The 19,931-nt window shown below is 69.3% G+C and carries 12 protein-coding genes; 8 read left to right on the forward strand and 4 right to left on the reverse strand.

Annotated features, from left to right (window positions below; genetic code table 11):
• The 4 genes from CEK65_RS06240 to CEK65_RS06255 all read right to left on the reverse strand — a co-directional run.
• Positions 1–872: 2-dehydro-3-deoxygalactonokinase (locus CEK65_RS06240; protein WP_152181127.1), on the reverse strand; the 872-nt coding region annotated here is incomplete at its 3' end.
• Positions 869–1,792 carry an SMP-30/gluconolactonase/LRE family protein gene (locus CEK65_RS06245; RefSeq protein ID WP_152181128.1) on the reverse strand — a complete coding sequence of 308 codons (924 nt, stop codon included), beginning with the start codon at positions 1,790–1,792 and terminating at the stop codon, positions 869–871. The genes CEK65_RS06245 and CEK65_RS06240, both read right to left, overlap by 4 nt.
• A 4-nt stretch (positions 1,793–1,796) precedes the next feature.
• Entirely contained in the window at positions 1,797–2,948 is a 1,152-nt protein-coding gene (gene dgoD / locus CEK65_RS06250) for a galactonate dehydratase (RefSeq protein WP_017913163.1), read from the reverse strand.
• Positions 2,945–3,565 (reverse strand): 2-dehydro-3-deoxy-6-phosphogalactonate aldolase, encoded by a 621-nt coding sequence (locus tag CEK65_RS06255; RefSeq protein ID WP_041500105.1) that lies wholly within the window; start codon positions 3,563–3,565, stop codon positions 2,945–2,947. Before CEK65_RS06255 ends, dgoD begins: the two co-directional genes overlap by 4 nt.
• Before the next feature lie 283 nt (positions 3,566–3,848).
• Here CEK65_RS06255 and CEK65_RS06260 point away from each other — a divergent pair, with 283 nt between their 5' ends.
• From CEK65_RS06260 to CEK65_RS06295, 8 genes are all read left to right on the forward strand, one after another.
• Positions 3,849–4,811, forward strand: a complete 963-nt coding sequence (locus CEK65_RS06260) for a LysR substrate-binding domain-containing protein (protein WP_017913161.1) — start codon at positions 3,849–3,851, stop codon at positions 4,809–4,811.
• Between the two features lie 351 nt (positions 4,812–5,162).
• Positions 5,163–8,036, forward strand: a complete 2,874-nt coding sequence (locus tag CEK65_RS06265; RefSeq protein ID WP_343192909.1) for a TonB-dependent receptor — start codon at positions 5,163–5,165, stop codon at positions 8,034–8,036.
• Positions 8,037–8,122: 86 nt separating this feature from the next.
• Positions 8,123–10,057, forward strand: coding sequence for a sialate O-acetylesterase (locus CEK65_RS06270; RefSeq protein WP_152181129.1), 1,935 nt, complete (start codon positions 8,123–8,125; stop codon positions 10,055–10,057).
• Positions 10,058–10,074: 17 nt separating this feature from the next.
• On the forward strand, positions 10,075–11,760 hold the full coding sequence (locus tag CEK65_RS06275; RefSeq protein ID WP_152181130.1) for a DUF5597 domain-containing protein: 1,686 nt from the start codon (positions 10,075–10,077) through the stop codon (positions 11,758–11,760).
• Positions 11,761–11,813: 53 nt separating this feature from the next.
• Positions 11,814–14,696 carry a TIM-barrel domain-containing protein gene (locus tag CEK65_RS06280; protein ID WP_152181131.1) on the forward strand — a complete coding sequence of 961 codons (2,883 nt, stop codon included), beginning with the start codon at positions 11,814–11,816 and terminating at the stop codon, positions 14,694–14,696.
• 759 nt (positions 14,697–15,455) lie between these two features.
• Positions 15,456–16,949 (forward strand): xylulokinase, encoded by a 1,494-nt coding sequence (gene xylB, locus CEK65_RS06285; protein WP_152181132.1) that lies wholly within the window; start codon positions 15,456–15,458, stop codon positions 16,947–16,949.
• Positions 16,950–16,983: 34 nt separating this feature from the next.
• Entirely contained in the window at positions 16,984–18,324 is a 1,341-nt protein-coding gene (xylA, locus tag CEK65_RS06290; RefSeq protein ID WP_152181133.1) for a xylose isomerase, read from the forward strand.
• 90 nt (positions 18,325–18,414) lie between these two features.
• Positions 18,415–19,842 carry a sugar porter family MFS transporter gene (locus CEK65_RS06295; protein ID WP_152181134.1) on the forward strand — a complete coding sequence of 476 codons (1,428 nt, stop codon included), beginning with the start codon at positions 18,415–18,417 and terminating at the stop codon, positions 19,840–19,842.
• Positions 19,843–19,931: the final 89 nt, after the last annotated feature.

Below are 19,931 nucleotides of genomic sequence, written 5' to 3' on the forward strand. Positions count from 1 at the left end.
GCCAGCCGATACAGGCCGCGCGCGGCCAGATCCTCGGGGTGGGTGCGCACGCGGCTGCCGAGCGCGGCCAGCGCATGCGCGTAGCGCGCCAGCAGGCCGCTGCCGCCGACCAGATGCACCACCGGCGGCAAGGTGGGGTGCGCGCGCAGTTCGTGGCCGATCAGCAGGCCGGACAGGTAGGACGGTGCCGCGGCGCCGCTCAGGCGTTCGAACAGGCCCAGGCTGCGCACGCCGAACAGGTGGTGCAGCACCCCGCCGGGGTCGCCGCTGCGCTGCACGCCGGCGTCGAACGCGGCCGCATCGAAGGCGCTGTCGTCGGCGTCCATCAGCCGCGCCAGCAGGCTGTGCGTGCGCAGCAGCGCGTACAGCTCGCCGGTCATCATCGTCGCCAGCGAGGCGATGCGCCCGTCCTGCAGGGTCACCCACTTGCTGTGGGTGCCGGGCAGGCAGACGTGGTGGACCTCGGTCGTCGGCGGTTCCTGCGCAAGCAACGCGAGCAGGCCGATCAGTTGGGTCTCCTCGCCGCGCATCACGTCCGGCACGGCGTCGGCGTCGCTGGCCACGCCGGGCACGAACCACAGCGTGCGGCCGGGCAGGGCCGGATCCTGCAGTGGCTGCATCGCCGCGGCCAGGGCGGCAGCGTCGGCCGGGCAGGGCGCGTACGGCAGTTCGATCCAGCCGTTGCGGCTACCGATCATCCCGCACAGGACGATGTCGCCGTCCCAGCCGTCGATCAGGGTGGCCAAGGTCGCGGCGAAGCGGCCCTGGCAGGCGGCGATGCCCTGGTCGCTGCGGCGCTGGTCGAGAATGCCGCCGTCGGCGTCGAGCCGATAGCCGCGCAGGCTGCTGGTCCCCCAATCGACGACGATCATGCGCTGGCGATGCGTCCTTCGGGCAGGCCGGCGATGCCGACCGCGGCCACGTACACGCCGCCGGCCTGCGGCGTGCGTGCCAGTTCGTCCTCGCTGTGATCCTGCCGCGAGGTGCTCAGGTACAACGTGCCGCCATCGGCGCCGCCCAGGGCGGGGCAGGTGGGATGCTTGACCGGCAGGGCGACACGCCGCTCGACGCTGCCGTCGGGGCGGTAGCGCACCACCTGCCAGGCGCGCCATTGCGCGTTCCACAGGTGGCCTTCGGCGTCGACGATGGCACCGTCCGGCTCGGCGCCGGCATGGTCCAGTTCGGCGAACACGCGGCTGTTGGCTGTGTGCGCGCTGTCCGGGTCGTAGTCGCAGCACAGGATGCGCGGCTGCACCGAGTCGCAGTAGTACAGGGTGCGGCCGTCGGCGCTGAAGCAGATCGCGTTGGGAATGGCCACGCCCGGCAGCGGCAGGCGGCGCAGGCCGTGGCGCGCCGACCATTGGTAGAAGCTGCCGACCGGCGCCTGGTCCTCGCGTTCGCTCATGGTGCCGAATACGAAGTTGCCGTGGCGATCGGCGCGGCCGTCGTTGCTGCGGGTGTCGTCGCGTTCCGGCTCCACGTCCGCCAGATGCTGCAGCGGCAGCGCGCTGTCGGCCTCGGCGGCGGCATCCGGATCGGCCGCGTACACGCCCTTGGCCAGCGCCAGCAGCAGGCGGCCGTCGTCGAACAGGCCCAGGCAGCCGGGGCGATCGGGCAGGTCCCAATGGCGGCTGACGTTGCTGGCGGGATCGTGGCGCCACAGGCGGCGGCCGCTGATGTCGACCCAGAACAGCACGCCGCGGCGTTCGCACCACAGCATGCCCTCACCATGCGCACAGCGGCTGTCCACCGCCAGCGTGGCGGTGTGGCGGGGCGGAAGAGAGGTGTTCATCGGCTCACCACTCGGCGATGCTGCCGTCGGCGTGACGCCAGATGGGATTGTGCCAGTCGGGTGGGTTGGCGTTGGCATGGCGCAGGCGCTCCTCGTCGATCTCCACGCCGAGGCCCGGTTTGGGCAATGCGGCGATGCTGCCGCCATTGTCGCAGGCGAAGTCGTCCTTGTTGAGCACGTAGTCGAGCAGGTCGGCGCCTTCGTTGTAGTGGATGCCGATGCTCTGTTCCTGCAGCACCGCGTTGTGCGAGACGAAATCCACCTGCAGGCAGGCGGCCAGCGCCACCGGGCCGAGCGGGCAGTGCGGCGCCAGGCCGACCTCGTAGGCCTCGGCCATGCTGGCGATCTTCAGGCATTCGGTGATGCCGCCGGCGTGCGAGAGATCCGGCTGCAGCAGCGACAGGCCGCCGGCCTGCAGCACCGGCTTGAAGTCGAAGCGCGAGAACATGCGCTCGCCGGCCGCCAGCGGGATCGGCGTGGACGCGGCCAGCCGCGGGTAGTACTCGGCCTGCTCGGGCAGCACCGGTTCCTCGACGAACAGCGGCTTGAACGGCTCCAGTTCGCGCAGCAGCACGCGCGCCATCGGCGCGGCGACGCGGCCGTGGAAGTCGATGCCGAAGTCGATGGCGGTGCCGAACGCCTCGCGGATCTGCGCCACCTTGGCCACCGCCGCATCCACCGCGCGCGGGCCGTCGATCAGCTTCATTTCCTCGGTGCCGTTGAACTTGAAGGTGTCGAAGCCGAGGTCGCGGTAGCCCTGGATCTGCGCGATGGTCGCCGCCGGGCGGTCGCCGCCGACCCAGCGGTAGGTCTTCATGCGGTCGCGCACGCGCCCGCCGAGCAGTTCGTACACCGGCACGCCCAGCGCCTTGCCCTTGATGTCCCACAGCGCCTGGTCAATGCCGGCGATGGCGCTCATCAGGATCGGGCCGCCGCGGTAGAAGCCGCCGCGGTAGAGCATCTGCCAGATGTCGTTGATCCGCGCCGGGTCCTTGCCGATCAGGCTGTCGCCGAGTTCGCGCACCGCGGCCTCGACGCTGCGCGCGCGGCCTTCGATGACCGGCTCGCCCCAGCCGGTGATGCCCTCGTCGGTCTCGATCTTCAGGAACAGCCAGCGCGGCGCGGCGTGGTAGGTGGTGAGGCGGACGATCTTCATGCGCGGTCCAGATAGGCGTGGCGGAAGGCGGCGGCGTGCGCCTGGGTCTGTGCGAGCGACTGGCCGGGGCGGTACAGCTCGCCGCCGATGCCGGCGCCGATCGCGCCCGCGCCGAGGTAGTCGTGCAGGGTCTCGGTGTTGACGCCGCCGACCACGAACAGCGGCACCTGCGCCGGCAGCACCGCGCGCAGGGCGCGCACGTGGCCGGGGCCGTAGGTGGCGGCGGGGAACAGCTTGAGCATCTGCGCGCCGGCATCCAGCGCGTCGAACGCCTCGGTGGCGGTGGCGAAGCCGGCCACCACCTGCAGGCCGCGCGCCACCGCGTGGCGGATCACCGGCGGGCGCGTGTTGGGGGTGACGATGAAGCGCGCGCCCAGATCGGCCAGGGCGTCGACGTCGCCGATCTGCAGCACCGTGCCGCCGCCGATCCAGCAGCGCTGTCCGAACGCCTGCGCGGCCGGGCCGATGCTGTCGGCCCAGCGCGGTGAATTGAGCGGGATCTCGATCGCGTCATAGCCGGCGTCGGCCAGCGCCCCGACGTGCGCCAGCGCGTCCTCGGGAGTGAGACCGCGCAGGATCGCGATCAGCGGGAGTCGGAACGGGGAGGCGGCGGACATCGGAATACCTGGCAGAAACGACGGTGACGGAGGCGCCCGGCCAGCGCGGCGCAGCGGCGGGACCGGACGGCGGGGCCGCTGCAGTCCGCGCCATGCGTCGGCGCGCTGGCCCCACCCGACGGCCTCCGCAGCCGGCAGGCCGGTGCCCGACGACGGCGACGCCAGCGGGGGCGCGATGGGCCGTAGCCTGCGCGCGTGAGCTATGCTCTGCAAATGAAATTTTAGGCATATTCTATTCCGCCGCCGAATACGCGGCTCCGCTCCCCCAGGACGCCCGCCCACGATGAATGCTTCCGCCAATCCCTGGTTCAACGCCGCGCGCCTGAAGACCCGGCATCTGTTGCTGCTGCTGCAGTTGCACGAGCATCGCTCGGTGCTGCGCGCGGCCGAGGCGGCCAGCATGACCCAGCCGGCGGCGTCCAAGCTGCTGGCGGAAATGGAGGACCTGCTGGGGGTGAAGCTGTTCGAGCGCCACGCGCGCGGGGTCGAACCGACCTGGTATGGGCAGGTGCTGATCCGCCGCGCACGCGCGGCGATGTCGGAGATCGGCCGCGCCCAGGAAGAGATCGCGGCGCTGTGCGAGGGGCGCATGGGCCAGGTCTCGATCGGCACCGTGGTCAATCCGGGCACCAACCTGGTGCCGCAGGCCATCGCCGAGGTCAAGCGCGAGTTCCCCGGCATCCTGGTGCGGGTGGAGATGGACTACAGCCGGCCGCTGGTGGCCAAGCTGCTCGACGGCCAACTCGACATCGTGATCGGGCGCATCCTCGGCCCCTACGGCGCCGAGGCGCTGGAGTTCGAGCCGCTGGCCGACGAGCCGCACTCGGTGATCGCCCGCGCCGGCCACCCGCTGTCCACCCGCGCCGACCTGCGCCATGCCGACCTGGCCCGCTACGGCTGGGTGCTGCCGCCGGCCGACAGCGTGCTGCGTGCGCGCCTGGACGCGATGTTCCTGGAGCACGCGGTGCCGGCGCCGCAGAATGTCATCGAGACCTCGTCGCTGCCGGTGATGACCAGCCTGCTGCGCGGCAGCGACCTGCTGGCCGCGCTGCCGGCCGAGGCGGTGGCGCCGTACGTGCAGGCCAAGCTGCTGACCGTGTTGCCGATCACGCTGGGCGTGCGCATGGAATCGTTTGGCATCGTGCGCCGTCGCGACTATCTGTTGCCGCCTGGCGCCGAACGCGTGTTGCTGGCTCTGCGCAATGCCGCCAAGCGGCTGTATCCCGAACGGGCGGCAAGCGTTTGAAGGCCGCCGCGGGCGCTGCGATATCACAAGCGGACGATTTCGTAGACATGCCGTGGTGCGCATCCCGCTAGTCTGGAATCGCATAGATTGACGGGAATTTTTCATTTGTTTCACGCCAAGTGCATTCCTAGTCTCGGCCGATCGCGGTAGCGACCGGCCTGCCACTCTGCGCAGCGGCGCCATCCGATACGGCAGCGGCTGAGACCGACGCCGTCACAACTCGCAGGACGGCGCCCTGGTGCGACCGTCGCCCGTGTCTGTGTGCATGTCTCCTGGGAGGGAAACAGCATGGCATCGCAGCATTCTTGTGGTCCGGCTCTGCCGACCGCAGCGTCACGTCGTCCCCGTGTTTTGCCGCATTCGCTCATCGCGCTGAGCATCGGCCTGCTGCTCAGCGCACAGGCATTGGCGCAGGAGGCGGACTCTGCGCGCGCGCAGCCTGCCGCGCGCAAGAAGGGCGACCCGGTGACCCAGCTCGATGCGGTCGAGGTCAAGGGCGTGCGCGGCAGCCTGATCAAGTCGCAGTCGATCAAGCACGATGCCGAGCAGATCGTCGATTCGGTCAGCGCCGAGGACATCGGTGCATTGCCGGACCGCAGCGTCACCGAGACCCTGCAGCGGGTCAGCGGCGTGACCATCGATCACTTCATGGCGCGCAACGACCCGGACCACTTCTCGGCCGAAGGCAGTGGGGTGATGATCCGTGGCATGACCCAGGTGCGCGGCGAACTCAACGGTCGCGACAGCTTCAGCGCCGCCAGCGGACGCGGGCTCAGCTTCGAGGACGTGCCGGCCGAACTGATGGCCGGCGTGGACGTGTACAAGAACCCCTCGGCGGAGATCATCGAAGGCGGCCTCGGCGGCACGGTCAACCTGCGCACGCGCATGCCGTTCGACCAGCCGGGCCGGGTCATCGGCTTCACCGCCGACGTCAACTACGGCGACCTGAGCAAGACCTACAAGCCGTCGGGCTCGTTCCTGTTCAGCGATCGCTGGAACACCGGCCTGGGCGAAATGGGCTTCATGCTCGATGTGGCGCACTCGGAACTGGCCACGCGCAGCGACGGCATCCAGGTGGAACCGTTCGTGCGCCGCACCGATCCCGCGTTGCTGGCTGGCACCAGCTTCGACAAGGTCTACGTGCCCGGAGGTGTCAACTGGCGGCAGCTGGAGTTCGAACGCAAGCGCAAGGGCGTGGCGGCCGCCTTCCAGTGGCGGCCCAGCGACGCCACCGACCTCTACGTGCAATACCTGCGCTCGTCTTACGACATGAACTGGCAGGAGCGCGCGGCGTTCTTCAACGACGACACCAACGCCATCGCGCCGGCACCCGGTACCACCTTCACCTACGACGACGCAGGCCGTTTCGTCAGCGGGTCGCCGGCGTCCAGTTCCTGGCGCGGCAACGTCACCGGCAACGACGGCGTGCGCTTCTACACCGACAACCGCTACGCCCGGCAGAGCACCACCACCTCCGATCTGTCCGGCGGCTTCACCCATCGTTTGACCGACCGGCTGACCGTGCGCGGCGACATGCAACTGGTGCAGTCGCAGAGCGACACCCTGGATTTCACCCTGTTCAGTTCGATCTATCTGCCGGGCCTGACCTTCGACCTCAGCGGCACGTATCCCGCAGTGACCCTGGCCGACCCGAGCTACACCGCCGACCCCTCCAACTACTTCTGGAGCGCGGCGATGGATCACCTTGCCAAGAACCGCGGCCGCGAACTGGCCACGCGCTTCGACCTGGAGTACAGCTACGACGACAACCCGTGGCTGCGCACCTTCCGTGCCGGCATCCGCGCCACCGACCGCACCCAGACCAACAAGAATTCCGGCTACAACTGGGGCGTGATCAGCGACAACTGGGCGACCATCCCCGGCACCGCCACCGGCCTGGCCGACCTGGCCAGCTACATGACCGCGTCCTCGTCGCTGTATTCCTTTTCGAACCTGCTGCGCGGCAAGGTGCGCGTGCCCAACAACCTGTATTTCCCGCGCAACAGCGCGGTCAAGGACTACGCCGGCACCTCGGCGCTGATCGAGCAGATCGTCGCACTGCGCGGCTATGGCTGGTCACCGGACCAGTACCAGTTGCAGGACACCAACCGCCAGTTCGAACGCACCCAGGCCGCGTACATGGTGATGTACTTCGGCAACGACACCGCGTTGGGCGTGCCGGTGGACGGCAATATCGGCGTGCGCGTGGTACAGACCAGGACCGAGGCCTCGGGCTACGGCCAGTATCCGGACCTGTCCGCCACCTCGGCCTCGGACGTGCTCAAGGCCCAGTACTACGGACAGTACTTCCCGAACGACGCGCGCGGCAGCTACACCGACGTGTTGCCGAGCCTGAACCTGCGCTTCAAGTTCTCCGATGCGCTGCAGCTGCGCCTTGCCGCGTCCAAGGCGATGGCGCGGCCGGACTACACCCAGTTGCAGCCGTATCTGCTGCTGACGGCCACCGTCAACGACGACGGCTCGCTGAAGGACTGGACCGGCTCCGCCGGCAACCCCAACCTCAAGCCGATGAAGGCCGACCAGTACGACGCCGCGCTGGAGTGGTACTTCGACAGCAGCGACATGATGTACGTGACGCTGTTCTACAAGAGCGTCAAGGACTACTTCTCCAACCAGACCGTCACCGAGAACTACGGCGGCCAGGATTTCCTGGTGACGCGTCCGTACAACATGGACAAGGGCCGCATCCGCGGCTTCGAGTACGGCTACACCCAGTTCTTCGATTCGCTGCCGGGCTGGATGAGCGGCTTCGGCGTCAATGCCAACTTCACCTTCGTCGACAGCAGCGGCGGCGTGAACACGGCCACCGATCCCTACACCAAGACCACCGTGACCGGCGTGGCGCTGCCGCTGGAAGGCCTGTCGCGGCGCAGCTACAACCTCGCCGGCATTTACGAGAAGGGCCCGCTGTCGGTGCGCCTGGCCTACAACTGGCGTTCGCGCTATCTGCTGACCGCCAGCGACGTGTCGACCAAGCTGCCCACCTGGTCGGACGACTACGGCCAGCTCGACGGCTCGGTGTTCTATCGGTTCTCGCCGCACCTGCAACTGGGCATCCAGGCCAACAACATCACCAACGCGGAGACCAAGGTGCTGATGGGGCCGACCTCCTACAGCGATGGCGAGGTCGACCGGCATCTGTACACGCGCAGCTGGTTCGTCAACGATCGTCGTTACTCGCTGGTGCTGCGCGCCAACTGGTAGGCGCGCAGCCGTCTCCGGCACGCGGACCGCCTGCGGCAAGGCAGGTGGCTGCGGCCGGCTTTTTCTCCCGACGCAGGAACCGCTTCATGACAAGACCGCTGCATCCCACCGTTCGCCTGGCGCTGCTGGCGCTGGCGTTCGCGTCATGGCCGGCCGCGGCGGAGCTGCAACTGCCGTTGCTGTTCGCCGACGGCGCCGTCCTGCAGCGCGATGCACCGATTCCGGTCTGGGGTTGGGCCACGCCTGGCGCACGCATCCAGGCGCGCCTGGACGGTGCCAGCGCCAGTGCGGTCGCGGGCCGCGATGGCCGCTGGCGACTGCAGTTGCCGGCGCATGCGGCCGGTGGCCCGTACGTGCTGGAGGTGCAGGGCGACGGCAGCCAGCGCCGCATCGGCGATGTGCTGATCGGCGACGTGTGGCTGGCCAGCGGCCAGTCCAACATGGAGTGGTCGCTGGCGCAGGCGCGCGACGGCGCGCGCGAAGTGGCGGCGGCGACGGATCCGCAACTGCGCAACTTCAAGGTGCCCAAGGCCTGGTCGGCGCAGCCGCAGCCACGGCTGCCCGGCGGCAGTTGGGTTGCGGCGACGCCCGCCACCGCCGGCGCATTCTCGGCGGTGGCGTATTTCTTCGCGCGCGACCTGCGCCAGCACACCGGCGTGCCGATCGGCATCATCGACAGCACCTGGGGCGGCAGTGCGATCGAGGCCTGGATGGACGCGGCCTCGCCGGGCGTGGACGCGGCGCAGGTGCGCACGCGCATCGCGCAGATGCAGGCCAAGGACGCACAGGACCTCGGCGAGACCCGGCGGCGCGTGGCGCGCTGGCCACAGCCGACCACCGCGGATGCGGATGCCGGCTGGTCCGCCGCCGATCTGGACGACCGCGACTGGGACCGCCAGCCGCTGCCGGGGCTGTGGGAACAGCATGGCTACGTCGGCATGGACGGCGTCGCTTGGTATCGCACCACCTTTACCCTCAGTGCAGCCGAAGCCAAGACCGGCGCCGTCGTGGGCATCGGCCCGGCCGACGATGCCGACACCACCTACGTCAACGGCGTGGAGGTCGGCCACACCGAAGGGCGCTACACCGAGCCGCGCCGCTACCGCGTGCCGCCGGCAGCGCTGCGCGCCGGCGTCAACCACATCGCGATCCGCATCCTGGATACCGGCGGCTTCGGCGGCATTCCCGGCGATGCGACGGCGTTCTTCGTGCAGCCCGACGGTGGCCAGCCGCGTTCGCTGGCCGGCGACTGGCAGTTCCGCCCAGGTCAGGTCACGTTGGCCGCCAACGACGACAAGAACCAGGTGCCGACGCTGCTGTACAACGCGATGATCCATCCCTTGCAGCCGTTCCCGGTCAAGGGCGTGATCTGGTACCAGGGCGAGAGCAACGCCTACCCGTATGGCGCGCTGCGCTACCGCGAGCAGTTCGCCTCGCTGATCGGGCGCTGGCGGCAGGAGCGCGGACAGCCGCAGCTGCCGTTCCTGTGGGTGCAACTGGCCAACTGGAAGGCGGGCAACGACCAGGGCGACCTGAGTCCGTGGGCGCAACTGCGCGAATCGCAGACCAGGACGCTGGCGCTGCCGGCCACCGGGCAGGCGGTGACCATCGACATCGGCACGCCGGACAACATCCATCCCCCCAACAAGCAGGACGTGGGGCATCGCCTGGCGCTGGTCGCACGCCATGTGGCCTACGGCGAAACCCTGGTCTACAGCGCGCCGGCGTTCGCGCGCGCCACGTTCGCCGATGGCCAGGCGCGGGTGATGTTCGACTTGATGGGCAGCACCCTGGCGGTGCGTAGCGGCGGCACTGTGCTGCGTGGCTTCGCCCTGGCCGGCGCCGATCGCCGCTTCCATCCGGCGCAGGCGCGGATCGAGGGCGACCAGGTGGTGGTCCGCAGCGACGCGGTGCCGCAGCCGCAGGCACTGCGCTACGCCTGGAGTGAAAACCCCGAGGATGCCAACCTGGTCAACCGCGAGCAGTTGCCGGTGGGCCCGTTCCGCAGCGACGACTGGTGAGGCAGGGCACCGGCCGCATGCGAAGAACCGGATCGCTGTCGCGCGCGTTTCGCACCGCATGGCGGCTGCCGGTCCTGCTGTCGCTGCTGCTGAGCGCCTGCCAGGCCGCGTCGGATGCACCGCCGGCGGAGACGCACGCGCCCGCTGCCGCGACATCGGCGCCGGCCCAGGCACCGATCCCGCGCCTGGTGAGCAGCGACGGTCGGCATGCCTTGTTGGTCGACGGCGCACCGTTCCTGATCCTCGGCGCGCAGGTCAACAACTCCAGCAACTATCCGGCGGCGCTGGCGCAGGTGTGGCCGGCGATCCACGCGCTGGGGCCGAACACCGTGCAGGTGCCGATCGCCTGGGAACAGGTGGAACCGGAAGAGGGTCGCTTCGATTTCTCCTTCGTCGATACCCTGCTGGCGCAGGCGCGCACGCAACGGGTGCGGCTGGTGCTGGTGTGGTTCGGCACCTGGAAGAACAACGGCCCAAACTACGCGCCGCACTGGGTCAAGACCGACGATGCGCGCTTTCCGCGCGTGGTCACGCGCGACGGGCGACGCCTGGGTTCGCTGTCGCCGCTGGCGCCGGCCACGCTGCAGGCCGATCGCAAAGCGTTCGTCGCCTTCATGCGGCATCTGCGCCAGGCCGATCCGCAGCACACCGTGATCATGGTGCAGGCCGAGAACGAGCCGGGCACCTACGGCAGTGCGCGCGATTTCTCGCCGATGGCGCAGCGCGTGTTCGACGGCCCGGTGCCGCAGGCATTGCTGCAGCGGCTCGGCAAGCCGCCGGGCAACTGGGCGCAGGTGTTCGGCGCCGAGGCCGACGAGATCTTCCATGCCTGGCACATCGCGCACTTCATCGACCGTATCGCCGAGGCTGGCAAGGCCGCGTATCCCTTGCCGATCTACGTCAATGCGGCATTGCGCGGCCCGTTCAATCCCGGCCAGCCCGGGCAGTACGCCAGCGGCGGCCCCACCGATAACGTGCTCGACGTGTGGAAGGCGGCAGCGCCGCACATCGATCTGCTGGCGCCGGACATCTACATGCCCGAGTATCCGCTGTACACCACGGTGCTGCAGCGCTACGCGCGTCCCGACAACGCGCTGTTCGTCGCCGAGACCGGCAACCGTCCCGAGTACGCGCGCTATCTGTATCCGGCGCTGGGCCACGACGGCATCGGCTGGTCCACCTTCGGCGTCGACTACAGCGGCTACTCCAACGATCCGCTCGGTGCCAAGCGCGTGGACGCGCAGGCGCTGGCGCCGTTCGCGCTGGGCTATCGCGCGGTGGGCATGGGCATGCGCGTGTTCGCCCGCGCCGCGGCCGCCGGCAAGCTGCACGGCACCGCCGAGGCGCCGGGCCAGGCGGTGCAGGAACTGCCGCTCAACGCGCGCTGGAGCGCCACCGTCACCTACGGCGTGCCGCAGTTCTGGTTCCAGGGCGAGCCGCCCGGCAATCCTGCGCCGATCGGCGCGGCGCTGATCGCCGAACTCGGCCCGGACACCTTCCTGATCACCGCCCAGCATGCGCGGGTGACCCTGCATCCGGCCAGCGCGGCGACCACGGACATGCTCTACGACCGGGTGGAGGAGGGTGAGTATGAGGGCGAGCAATGGCGGTTCCGGCGCAACTGGAACGGCGACCAGACCGATTACGGGCTCAACTTCTCCGACGTGCCGCAATTGCTGCGCGTCACCCTGGCGACGTATTGACCATGCGGCGGCGCCAGACGCGCCATGCCGCGTGACTTTCCAAGGGAGTGACCATGCACCACGCCAACCGTTGCCTGCCGCCTTCGTTGCCACGCCTGTTGGCGCTGGCGTTGCTCGCGGTCGCCGCGTCCGCCGCCGCGCAGCAGGTGACCCGCGATGCCGATGGCGTCACCGTGCATCCCAGCGGCAAGGGCGCCGCGCCGGTACGCCTGCAGGTGATCGACCGCGGCATCGTCCGGGTCAGTGCCGATCCGACCGGCGCATTCCAGCGCACACCCAGCCTGATGCGGGTGCCGGTGCAGGGCGACACCGGCTTTACGCTGGAGCAACACGGCGACACGGTGCAGCTCAAGACCGCGCGGATGACCGCGCAGGTCTCCACCGTCGACGGCCATGTCGGCTTCAGCGATGCGCAGGGCACGCCGCTGCTGGCGGAAGTGGCGGGCGGGCGCAGCTTCGCGCCGTTGCAGGTCGAGGGCCGCCACTACCTGAGCGTGCGCCAGCGCTTCGTCTCGCCGCCCGACGAGGCCTTCTACGGGTTCGGCCAGCACCAGCAGGGCTGGATGAACCAGAAGGGCCACGACATCGAACTGCTGCAGAGCAATCTCGACATGGCGGTGCCGTACCTCGTGTCCAGCCGCAACTACGGGATCCTCTGGGACAACAACGCGATCACCCGCTTCGGCGATCCGCGCGGGCTGCAGCCGCTGCCGGCGACGCTGCGCCTGTACGACGCGCACGGCAAGCCCGGTGCGCTGACCGCGCATTACGCGATCGACGGCAAGCCGGTGCTGGAGCGTCGCGAAGCCGACATCGACTATCAATACATCAAGGACCTGGCGAAATTCCCCGCCGCGGCCAAGCCCGGCGACAAGCGCCGCATGCAGGTGCGCTGGGAAGGCCAGATCGAGGCCGAACGCGGCGGCACGCATACCTTCTCGCTCTACGCCAGCGAATACGCCAGGCTGTGGGTCGACGGCAAGCTGCTGGTCGACCGTTGGCGGCAGAACTGGAACCCCTGGCACCACGAGTTCGCGCTGCAGCTGCAACCCGGCCAGCGGCATACCCTCAAGGTCGAATGGGACCTGATCGATCCCAGCTACATCGCGCTGCTGCATCGCGACCCGCTGCCGGCGGCCGAAGCCGGCGACCTGTCGCTGTGGTCCGAAGCGGGGCAGATGATCGACTACTACGTCGTCGCCGGCGACAACGCCGACCAGGTCATCGCCGGCTACCGCACGCTGACCGGCAAGGCCGTGTTGCTGCCGAAGTGGGCCTACGGCTTCTGGCAGAGCCGCGAGCGCTACAAGACCCAGGACGAGCTGCTCGGCGTGCTGGCCGAGTACCGCCGGCGGCAGTTGCCGATCGACAACATCGTGCTCGACTGGTCGTACTGGCCCGAGAACGCCTGGGGCTCGCACGCCTTCGACCGCGCGCGCTTTCCCGACCCGGACGGCATGGTCAACACAGTGCACGCCAGCCACGCGCAGCTGATGATCTCGGTCTGGCCGAAGTTCTATCCGAGCACCGCCCACTACAAGGAGCTGGACGCGGCCGGGCACATCTACCGGCGCAACGTCGAGGTGGGAGAACTGGACTGGATCGGCAAGGGCTACACCAACGCCTTCTACGACCCGTACGCGGCCGATGCGCAGGCGATCTACTGGCGGCAGATCGACGCGACGCTCAACCGCAAGGGCATCGATGCCTGGTGGCTGGATGCCGACGAACCCGACGTGCATTCCAACCTGGACATCGCCGAGCGCAAGGCGCGCACCACCCCGACCGCGCTGGGGCCGTCCACCGAGTTCTTCAATGCCTATCCGCTGCCGCACACCCACGGCGTCTATGCCGGCGACCGTGCCGCCGACGGCAAGCGCGTATTCATCCTCTCGCGCAAGGGCTACGCCGGCATCCAGCGCAACGCCGTGGCGGTGTGGAGCGGCGACATCGCCTCGCGCTGGGAGGACATGCGCGAGCAGATTTCCGCCGGCGTCAACCTGTCGATGTCGGGCCTGCCGAACTGGACCTTCGACATCGGCGGCTTCGCCGTGGAGAAGCGCTACGAAAGCCAGGACCCGGCGCACCTGCCCGAGTGGCGCGAGCTCAACACGCGCTGGTTCCAGTTCGGCGCCTTCGTGCCGCTGTTCCGCTCGCACGGCCAGTTCCCGTACCGCGAGATCTGGAACATCGCGCCGGAAGGCACGCCGTACTACGCCAGCATGGCCTACTACAGCCGCCTGCGCTACGCGCTGCTGCCCTACATCTACACGCTCGCCGGCGACACCTATCACCACGACGGAGTGATGATGCGCGGCCTGCCGATGGACTTCCCGCACGACCCCAAGGTCGCCGACATCGACGACGAGTACCTGTTCGGCCCGGCGTTCCTGGTCGCGCCGGTGACCCGCTTCGGTGCGACCTCGCGCAAGGTCTACCTGCCGGCGGGCACCGACTGGATCGACTTCAACAGTGGCGCGCGCCACGCCGGCGGCCAGACCATCGACGCCGCCGCGCCGCTGCAGCGCATGCCGCTGTTCGTGCGCGCCGGCGCCATCGTGCCGATGACCCGCGTGCAGCAGTACGTCGACCAGATCCCGGACGCACCGCTGACCGTGGTGGTCTATGCCGGCGCCGATGGCCGCTTCTCGCTGTACGAGGACGACGGCACCGGCTACGGCTACGAGAAGGGCGAGTTCAGCCGCATTCCGCTGCTGTGGGACCAGGCCAGGGGCGTGCTGCGCATCGGCGCGCGCGAGGGGCGCTGGCCGGGCATGCAGGACCGGCGCAGCATCCATGTGCGCTTCGTCGATGGCCCGCGCGACGATGCCGGCGCGCTCGAACCCGCGGCCGACGCCAGCGTGGAGTACCGCGGCCAACCCCTGGAGGTGCCGCGCAAGGGGACCGGCCATGCCGTCGCGGCGCGGGCCGGATGAGCCTGGCGCGAGGCGAGATGCTGCCAGTGTCGGTTGCCGCACGCTGGCGGCCGTGGCGTGCCGACTGGGTCGCGATGCAGCGAAACATGCGCGCTACGCCCGTACCCTCATCCGCCCCAGCGGGGCACCTTCCCCCGAAAAGGGGGCCATGGTCCCAATCGGAGAAGGGATGCGTGTTCACACGCGTGGGCGTGATCGTGACGGTGACAACGAAGCAGCCGCGGTGCGCTTGAGCCCCTCTCCCCTCGGGAGAGGGGTTGGGGTGAGGGTACGGAGCGCAGCGCTTCATCCGCTCCTTGGGGTACTTCCCCGAAGAGGGCCATGGTCCAGGGGGAGAAGGGATGCATCGAATGCGCTCCGCTGCAACGTGCTCACGCCTTGCGCGCAGGTTTGATGCAGCGCATCAAGATGGTGCCGTGTGTAGACACCTCCTGCGCAGAGTCGAGACCGCGCCAGTCGTCATCGTGTCGCGCATGCGACGGGCCGTCCCTGCATGCAATGACATCCGTTGGCTCGATCCGTGTCCCGCTTCTGCATCCGTTGACCGTGAATTGGCTGCAGGGTGGCTGGATCCGGTGCGTGCGTACGTCATCGCTCGGGCCGCCTGGCAGCGCGCGACGCGCAGCGTCATCATGCGCCGCTGCGTGATGCGTGCAGTGCGCACTACACTCGGCGTCACGGCGGGCGGTCCCCGCACGCCGGCCTTTCTTCTGGAGCGATGATGGAACTGGGTGCGTGCACGATGTGGCGGGTAGGGCAATGAGTCTGTACATCGGCGTGGACGTGGGCACGCAGAGCGTCAAGCTGCTCGCCTACGATGCCGACAGCCGGCAGGTGGTGGCCACCCACGGCCATGCGCTGGACCTGATCAGCCGCGACGACGGCACCCGCGAGCAGCAGGCGCAGTGGTGGATCGACGGCATCGTCGCCTGCTTCGCCGCACTGAGCGCCGAACAGCGGTCGCAGGTGCGGGCCATCGCGGTGTCCGGGCAGCAGCACGGCTTCGTGCCGCTGGATGCGCAGGGCCAGGTCACCGCGCCGGTGAAGCTGTGGTGCGACACCAGCACCCAGCGCGAGTGCGAGGAGATCATGGAGGCGGTCGGCGGCGCGCAGCGCTGCGTGGAACTGGCCGGCAATCCGATCCTGGCCGGCTACACGGCCTCCAAGCTGCCGTGGACGCGCAAGCATCGTCCCGATGCCTACGCGGCGATGACGACGGTGCTGCTGCCCCACGACTACGTCAACTTCTGGCTGACGGGCGAGCGCTACGCCGAAGTCGGCGACGCCTCCGGCAGCGGCTGGCTGGACGTGCGCACCCGGCAATGGTCGGCGCCGCTGCTGCAGGCGATCGATCCGCAGCGCGACCTGGCCGCGGCGCTGCCGCCGCTGGTGCCGACCGAGACCAGTTTCCTTCTCTCCGCCGCCGCGGCGCAGACGCTGAACCTGCCGCGCGAGGTCCGCGTGGCCACCGGCGGCGGCGACAACATGATGGCGGCGATCGGCACCGGCAACGTGGTGCCGGGCCGTCTGAGCATGAGCCTGGGCACCTCCGGCACGCTGTTCGCCTACGCCGAGCGCCCGGTGGTCGACCCGGACGCACGCTGGGCCGCGTTCTGCTCTTCCAGCGGCGGTTGGCTGCCGCTGATCTGCACCATGAACTGCACGGTGGCCACCGAGACCATCGCGCGCCTGTTCGGCATCAAGACCGGGCAGGGCGAGGCCTTGCTCGCCGCCACCGCGCCCGGCGCCGACGGACTGGTGCTGCTGCCGTTCTTCAACGGCGAACGCACCCCGAACCTGCCGGCCGCGCGCGGCTGCCTGACCGGCATGGACCTGCACAACACGACGCCGGCGCATTTCTATCGCGCGGCGATGGAGGGCGCCAGCTACAGCCTGCGCAACGGTTTCGACGCCTTCGTCGACGCCGGCCTGCAGTTCGATGCCATCTCCCTCACCGGCGGCGGCAGCAACAGCGCCGGCTGGCGCCAGCTCATCGCCGACCTGTTCGGGCTGCCGGTGCACGTGCCGGCGCAACCCGAGGGCGCGGCGTTCGGTGCCGCGCTGCAGGCGCTGTGGGCCGATGGCTGGGCGCAGGGCGAGCGCGCCAGCCTGGCCGAGGTGGTGCTGCAGCACCAGCAGGACGATGCGACGCGCTCCGCGCAGCCGGATGCGCAACGCGGCGCGCAGTACCAGGCGCACTACCAGAGCTTCCAGCGGCATCTGCAGGCCATCGGCCCGCTGTACGCCGCGTGATTCCCTTTCCCCCGCAACGCACCAGGACTTCGTGATGAGCACTTCCGTCTACACCGGCGCCAAGGAATACTTCCCGGGCATCGGTCGCATTCCGTTCGAGGGCAAGGCCTCGGACAATCCGTTGGCGTTCAAGGTCTACGACGCCGGCAAGCGCATCGGCGACAAGACCATGGCCGAGCACCTGCGCTTCGCCGTGGCCTACTGGCACAGCTTCTGCGGCAACGGCGCCGATCCGTTCGGCCCGGGCACGCGGGCCTATCCCTGGGATGCCGGCAGCGATGCGCTGGGCCGCGCCGAGGCCAAGGCCGATGCGGCGTTCGAGTTCTTCACCAAGCTCGGCGTGCCGTACTACTGCTTCCACGACGTGGACCTGGCGCCGGACGCCGAGGACGTCGGCCAGTACGAAAAGAACCTCAAGCACATGGTCGGCATCGCCAGGCAGCGCCAGGCCGACACCGGGGTCAAGCTGCTGTGGGGCACCGCCAACCTGTTCTCGCATCCGCGCTACATGAACGGTGCGGCGACCAACCCGGACTTCGACGTGGTCGCGCGCGCGGCGGTGCAGGTCAAGGCCGCGCTGGAAGCGACCGTGGAACTGGGCGGCGAGAACTACGTGTTCTGGGGCGGCCGCGAAGGCTACGCCTGCCTGCACAACACGCAGATGCGACGCGAGCAGGAGCATCTGGCGCGGTTCCTGACCCTGGCCCGCGACTATGGGCGCAGCATCGGCTTCAAGGGCAATTTCCTGATCGAGCCCAAGCCGATGGAGCCGATGAAGCACCAGTACGACTTCGACAGCGCCACCGTGGTCGGCTTCCTGCGCCAGCACGGCCTGGACCAGGACTTCAAGCTCAACATCGAGGCCAACCACGCCACCCTGTCCGGGCACAGCTTCGAACACGACCTGCAGGTGGCCAGCGACGCCGGCCTGCTCGGCAGCATCGACGCCAACCGCGGCAATCCGCAGAACGGCTGGGACACCGACCAGTTCCCGGTCGACCTGTACGACACCGTGGGCGCGATGCTGGTGGTGCTGCGGCAGGGCGGGCTGGCCCCGGGCGGACTCAACTTCGACGCCAAGGTGCGCCGCGAGTCGTCCGATCCGCAGGACCTGTTCATCGCCCACATCGGCGGCATGGACGCGTTCGCGCGCGGCCTCGAAGTCGCCCACGCGTTGCTCACCGCCTCGCCGCTGGAGCAGTGGCGCCGCGAGCGCTACGCCAGCTTCGACAGCGGTGCCGGCGCGGCCTTCGCCGCCGGCAAAAGCACGCTCGCCGACCTCGTCACGCATGCCGCGCAGGCCGGCGAGCCGACCCAGCGCAGCGGCCGCCAGGAAGCCTACGAGAACCTGATCAACCAGTACCTGCTGCGCTGAACCGGTGTGCGGCGGCGGCCCGGTGCCGCCGCCGCGCATGCTGCTCCCGCGCGCCGGCCGTCTCCCTCTTGCACGCCACCAGGTGAACCCATGTCCAGTGTTCCGATCGATCGCCACGCCGACGCCGGCGAGAACACCCGCCTCATCATCCTGATCAGTTGCGTCGCCACCATCGGCGGCTTCCTGTTCGGCTTCGACAGCGGCGTCATCAACGGTACCGTCGATGGCCTCAAGCAGACCTTCCAGTCCAGTTCCGCCGGCACTGGCTTCGAGGTCGCCTCGATGCTGCTGGGCTGCGCGATCGGCGCGTTCCTGGCCGGCTCGCTCGCCGACCGCTGGGGCCGGCGCACGGTGCTGATCGTCTCGGCGGCGCTGTTCCTGCTGTCGGCCTTGGGCGCCGGCGCGGCGCACAACTCGGCGGTGTTCGTGCTGGCGCGGATGATGGGCGGTTTCGCGGTGGGCGCGGCCAGCGTGATGTCGCCGGCCTACATCGCCGAGGTCGCCTCGGCGCGCTACCGCGGGCGCCTGGCCACGGTGCAGCAGATTGCCATCATCGGCGGGCTGTTCTGCGCCTTCCTCAGCAACTATCTGCTGGCCAAGGCCGCCGGCGCGTCCACCGAGGCGCTGTGGCTGGGCCAGCCGGCCTGGCGCTGGATGTTCTGGATGCAGGCGCTGCCGTCCACCGCGTTCCTGCTGCTGTTGCTGGCGATTCCGGAGAGCCCGCGCTTCCTGGTGGTGCAGGGCCGCCGCGAGCAGGCGCTGGCGGTGCTGACCCGGCTGTACGGCGCCAACACGGCGCAGACCAAGCTGACCGAAATCTCTGCCTCGCTGTCGGCCGACCAGCACACGCCGCGGCTGTCGGACCTGGTCAGCAAGGTCACCGGCAAGATCCGCCCGATCGTGTGGATCGGCATCGGCCTGGCCACCTTCCAGCAACTGGTCGGCATCAACGTGGTGTTCTACTACGGCGCGGTGTTGTGGCAGGCGGTGGGCTTCTCCGAGAGCGATGCGTTGTTGATCAACGTGCTGTCCGGTGCGTTGAGCATCGGTGCCTGCCTGATCACCGTGGTGTTGATCGACCGGGTCGGGCGCAAGCCGCTGTTGTGGATCGGCTCGGCCGGCATGGCGGTGTCGCTGGCCCTGGTCACCATCGCCTTCGCCAGCGCCTCGCTGGATGCGGCCGGCAAGCTGGCGCTGTCGCCGGGCATGGGCCGGCTGGCGTTGATCGCCGCCAACGTCTACGTGGTCTTCTTCAACATGTCCTGGGGCCCGGTGATGTGGGTGATGCTGGGCGAGATGTTCCCCAACCAGATCCGCGGCTCCGGCCTGGCGGTGGCCGGTGCGGCGCAGTGGATGTCCAACTTCGCCATCACCGTGACCTTCCCGATCCTGCTCGGCAGCATCGGCCTGGCCGGCGCCTACGGCATCTACACCGTCGCTGCGTTCCTGTCGGTGTTCTTCGTGCTGCGCTACGTGTACGAGACCAAGGGCAAGGAACTGGAGCAGATGCAGGGCTGAGGCCGATACGCACGCGCGTGCTGCGCGCGTGCCATCGCTGGATCGGTGTGTCTGTAGCCCGGCGGCTGAAGGTATTGCCGGATCGGTGG

The sequence above is a fragment of the Xanthomonas sp. LMG 12459 genome (genome assembly GCF_009192905.1).
In the GTDB taxonomy this organism is placed as follows: Bacteria; Pseudomonadota; Gammaproteobacteria; order Xanthomonadales; family Xanthomonadaceae; genus Xanthomonas_A; species Xanthomonas_A sontii.

Bases quoted from the DNA above. Each gene is read 5' to 3' on its own strand.
- CEK65_RS06245 (WP_152181128.1), bottom strand. From the start codon at position 1,792: ATGAACACCTCTCTTCCGCCCCGCCACACCGCCACGCTGGCGGTGGAC.
- dgoD (WP_017913163.1), bottom strand. From the start codon at position 2,948: ATGAAGATCGTCCGCCTCACCACCTACCACGCCGCGCCGCGCTGGCTG.
- CEK65_RS06255 (WP_041500105.1), bottom strand. From the start codon at position 3,565: ATGTCCGCCGCCTCCCCGTTCCGACTCCCGCTGATCGCGATCCTGCGC.
- CEK65_RS06260 (WP_017913161.1), top strand. From the start codon at position 3,849: ATGAATGCTTCCGCCAATCCCTGGTTCAACGCCGCGCGCCTGAAGACC.
- CEK65_RS06270 (WP_152181129.1), top strand. From the start codon at position 8,123: ATGACAAGACCGCTGCATCCCACCGTTCGCCTGGCGCTGCTGGCGCTG.
- CEK65_RS06275 (WP_152181130.1), top strand. From the start codon at position 10,075: ATGCGAAGAACCGGATCGCTGTCGCGCGCGTTTCGCACCGCATGGCGG.
- CEK65_RS06280 (WP_152181131.1), top strand. From the start codon at position 11,814: ATGCACCACGCCAACCGTTGCCTGCCGCCTTCGTTGCCACGCCTGTTG.
- xylB (WP_152181132.1), top strand. From the start codon at position 15,456: ATGAGTCTGTACATCGGCGTGGACGTGGGCACGCAGAGCGTCAAGCTG.
- xylA (WP_152181133.1), top strand. From the start codon at position 16,984: ATGAGCACTTCCGTCTACACCGGCGCCAAGGAATACTTCCCGGGCATC.
- CEK65_RS06295 (WP_152181134.1), top strand. From the start codon at position 18,415: ATGTCCAGTGTTCCGATCGATCGCCACGCCGACGCCGGCGAGAACACC.